Genomic DNA, 3705 nt, shown 5'->3' with positions numbered 1-3705 from the left:
TTTGACGAATTCGGGCTCTACCTGGTGCACCACAACCGCTGGGTTGTATCGGCCGCGGACAACAACGCGGGCGAGCGACTGGGGCGCGAGTATTCCGTACTTACGGGCAAGCGTCTTGGAAAGCGCCTTGGCGCGCGCTTCGCGCAGCGGCAGGTGCGGCGCCTGCCCTACCTCTTCAGCGTTGCGCCCGCAGGTTATCGCCGACCGGGTCTTGGCGCCGATCTCACGCCGCCCGCGCGCGAGGGATTTCCGCCGACGCACGGGTTGCTCGATGAGGCCTGTGCGTTGTGGCTCGAAGCGGTGGAGGCCGTGCTGCACAGGCAGCCCTACCTGCTCGGCGAGCAGTTCACGCTCGCCGATGCGAGCGTCTACGGCGAGATCATGATGAATCTCTCCGACCCCAGCGCCGAGCGCCTCATTCAGGCGCGCGCGCCGTGTGCCTGGGACTGGTGCCGCGCCATTGCCGCCGGCGCCCATCGCGGGCAGCGCGGCGGGGAGCTTTCATTGAATGAGAACCTCGCGCCGCTCATGGAAATCACCGCAAAGACCTACGGCGCGCTCATGCAGCAGAACGAGGCCGCGTGGAAAGAGGCGACTGCGAAGGGCGAGACGCTCTTCAACGAGCGCGCTTTCAACCGCGGCCGCGCGCTCTACGAGGGCGAGCTGCTCGGCCGTTCTTTCCGTCACGTCGTGAAGACGTTTCAGGTGCGCTCCTGGCAGGATCTGCGTGCCAGGTGGAACGCGCTCACGGACGCGCAGCGCGCGCAGGTCGAATCGCTGTATCCCATCGGTGGGCTGTTCTAGAACGCGCAGTAGGTTCGAAGCATGCGCCGGTCGCCCATGTTGAACTGGGGAAAACCGCCCGGGTGCGCTTCTTCTGTCGGCATGATATTCAGCTCGCGCCACACATCCTCGATTGGCCAGTCGAGCATTTCCTCGAACGGCTGCGCCGGCAGCCACTTGGCCCGATAACCACGAATCCAGGCGCGCAGGGCATGCTCGGGGTAGGCAGCGCGGTCATTGGGCAGCACCAGCGGTACCAGTGCCATGGACAGGCCGGCAAGCAGCACGATCCCCGGGCTGCGAATCTGCGCATGGGAAAACATGAGCAAAACGCCCTCGCCGAGCTGGTCGGCGCCGTATCCGGTGATGGCATGCCAGAGATCGTGGCTGTCACGGATGCGGTCGCGGAAAAAGGCGCGCTCTTCATCGAAGCCTGCATTGCTCATGGCGCTCACGAGTGCGTCGGCGTCCAGTCGCTCTTCGCGCATGTAGCGCGCATAGCGATTGCCAAGCGTGTCGGCAGGAAGCGCCTCCAGCCGCGAGCGATCCTTGAGCGTATTCAGAAGCGAGGGTCGTTGCTCCAGGATGCGCCGTCCGTCTGGATCATTTCTGAAGCGCTGGAAGCAGGCCTCGAGCGAGGGGCCCTCGATCGACGTGACCATGTTCGCCACTTCGCCCGACTGCGAGGTATCGCGCACGACATTGAAGAGATGGCGCGCGGCCTTGCCCCAGTCGCGCCGTGGCGGAACGAAGTCTTCGCTGCTGATGTAACTCGTGCTGGACATGGGGTTCCCCCTCCCGGATGCGGAAATCTCTCTCCGGGCCTTGAAAATCTACCTGCGTGCAGGTAGATTTTCAAGCATGAATGCTGCCGTTCAGCAAAAAACCAAGGGAGAGCGCACCCAGAGTGCGATTCTGGACGCAGCGGAGGAAATCTTCGCGAAGCGGGGCTTTGCCGCGACCCGGATGGCCGACATCGCCGAGGCGGTGGGAATCCAGCGGGCTTCGCTGGTCTACCACTTCAAGGGCAAGGAAGAGCTCTACTCGGCCGTGCTCACGCAGGTCTTCGGCGATCTCTCCGAGCAGGTGCGTGTTGCCTACGAATCGGGCGGCCCGCTTCTTCGCCGCATCGAGGCCTGCGTCAATGCATGGATCGACTTCGCAGTGCGGCGCCCGACGCTGGCGCGCCTGGTGCTTCGCGAGATCACCGACGCCGATCCCGAACCCAGCCCCGAGGTGCGCGCCGTTGTGGCGCCGATCTACGAACTCATGTTTCGCGCGCGCAGCGAGGGCGAAAAGCTCATCGCCCGCGACGTGGACTTCCTCGACGTCATGCAGTTCGCATCTTTTGTGTTCGGCTCCACAGTGTTCTTCCTGATCGGCGTGCCGGTGGTGGTGCCGGCGGGAATGAAGCTCAAGATCGACAAGGCCCACATCGAGCGTCACCGCCGGATGGTGCTGGAGATGACGCGCTGGTTCCTGACCCAGGGCGGCCTGCCCGATGCGCCGCGCCTGGTAGACTGATACCCGGACAAGGAGAATCCCCATGAGCGTGCCGCCGCTCCACTACGACTACGTGCGTGCCAACGACCTGACCTTTCGCGTGGCCACCGCCGGTGAGGGCGAGCGCCTGGCGCTTTGCCTGCACGGTTTCCCCGAGTTTTCCTATTCCTGGCGCCACCAGATCCCGGCACTGGCAAAGCTCGGTTACCGCGTGTGGGCGCCCGACCTGCGGGGTTTCGGCATGAGCGAGGGGCCCATCTCCTGGCGCGGCTACACCCTCAAGGAAATCGCGCGGGATGTGGACGCGCTCATCGAAGTTTCCGGGGCGAAGTCGGTCACCCTGCTGGGACACGACTGGGGGGCGTTCATTGCCTGGTACTATGCAATGCACGGCGGACGCGCGCTTGAAAAACTCGTTACCATGAACGTGCCGCACCCGGCGGCGGGTGCGCGCTCGATCGGAAAGCTCAGCGACGGCACGCTCAATCTCAAGCAGCTCCAGCGCTCTTCCTACATGCTCTTCTTTCAGATCCCGGCGCTGCCCGAATTCGTGGCGACCGCCGGGCACGCCTTTCTGCTGCGCCGCGCGTTCCGGCAGATGATTCCCGACAGGGCGATCTACACCGACGCGGACATCGACGCCTACTGCGAGAACGCCTGCCTTCCCGGGCGCATGCGCAAGATGATGAACTACTACCGCGCCATGGTGCGAAGCGGCGAGCTGCAGCGCATGGAGAAGGAGGGTTACCCGCCCATCGAAATTCCGACCCTCATGCTCTGGGGCGAGGCCGACATCGCGCTCGGCAAGGAACTGACCTACGGCACCGAGCGCTGGGTGCCGGGGCTCACGCTGCGCTACCTTCCAGGGATCTCGCACCTCGTTCAGCAGCACGCCCCGGAGGCGGTCAACGGGATGCTCAGCGCCTTTCTGCAGGGCCGGGGAGTGCCCGAGGCCGCCGCCTTCGGCCTGTGCTAGATTTCACGAATCTGAAGGACCGGGGGAAATTATGAAGAAGTTCAAAGATCGCGTCGCAGTCGTCACCGGCGCGGGCAGCGGAATCGGACAGGCCACGGCCATCGCGCTGGCGCGCAAGGGCTGCCACCTGGCGCTCGCCGACGTGAGCGAAGCCGGAATGCAGCAGACGGCCGCGACGGTGGAGGGGCTGGGGCGCACGGCCTCCCAGCACATCGTCGACGTTGCCGACAAGAAGGCGATGGAAAACTTCGCCGGGGAAGTCATTGACGCCCACGGCCGCGCAAACATCGTCGTGAACAACGCGGGCATCGGCATCGCCGCGCCCTTCGAGGATCACAGCCTCGAGGACCTCGAACGCATCATCAACATCAACCTGTGGGGCGTGATCTACGGGTGCTGGTTCTTCATCCCGCACCTCAAGAAGGAAGACGAGGCCCAGATCG

Annotated in this window: 5 protein-coding genes; 4 read left to right on the top strand and 1 reads right to left on the bottom strand. The window is 64.6% G+C overall.

Features of this window, described 5'->3' with window-relative positions:
- On the top strand, window positions 1–804 hold an 804-nt coding region (locus KDH09_03545; protein ID MCB0218745.1), incomplete at its 5' end, for a hypothetical protein.
- Here KDH09_03545 and KDH09_03540 read toward each other — a convergent pair.
- Entirely contained in the window at window positions 801–1568 is a 768-nt protein-coding gene (locus KDH09_03540; GenBank protein MCB0218744.1) for a hypothetical protein, read from the bottom strand. The genes KDH09_03545 and KDH09_03540 overlap by 4 nt on opposite strands.
- Before the next feature lie 76 nt (window positions 1569–1644).
- Between KDH09_03540 and KDH09_03535 the strand changes: the two genes are divergently transcribed.
- From KDH09_03535 to KDH09_03525, 3 genes are all read left to right on the top strand, one after another.
- Window positions 1645–2307 carry a TetR/AcrR family transcriptional regulator gene (locus tag KDH09_03535; protein ID MCB0218743.1) on the top strand — a complete coding sequence of 221 codons (663 nt, stop codon included), beginning with the start codon at window positions 1645–1647 and terminating at the stop codon, window positions 2305–2307.
- A 22-nt stretch (window positions 2308–2329) separates the two neighbouring features.
- On the top strand, window positions 2330–3262 hold the full coding sequence (locus KDH09_03530; GenBank protein MCB0218742.1) for an alpha/beta hydrolase: 933 nt from the start codon (window positions 2330–2332) through the stop codon (window positions 3260–3262).
- A gap of 31 nt (window positions 3263–3293) precedes the next feature.
- Window positions 3294–3705: SDR family NAD(P)-dependent oxidoreductase (locus tag KDH09_03525; GenBank protein ID MCB0218741.1), on the top strand; the 412-nt coding region annotated here is incomplete at its 3' end.

This window comes from Chrysiogenia bacterium, from assembly GCA_020434085.1.
Taxonomy (GTDB): Bacteria; JAGRBM01; JAGRBM01; order JAGRBM01; family JAGRBM01; genus JAGRBM01.
This window is presented reverse-complemented; position numbering and strand designations above follow the sequence as displayed.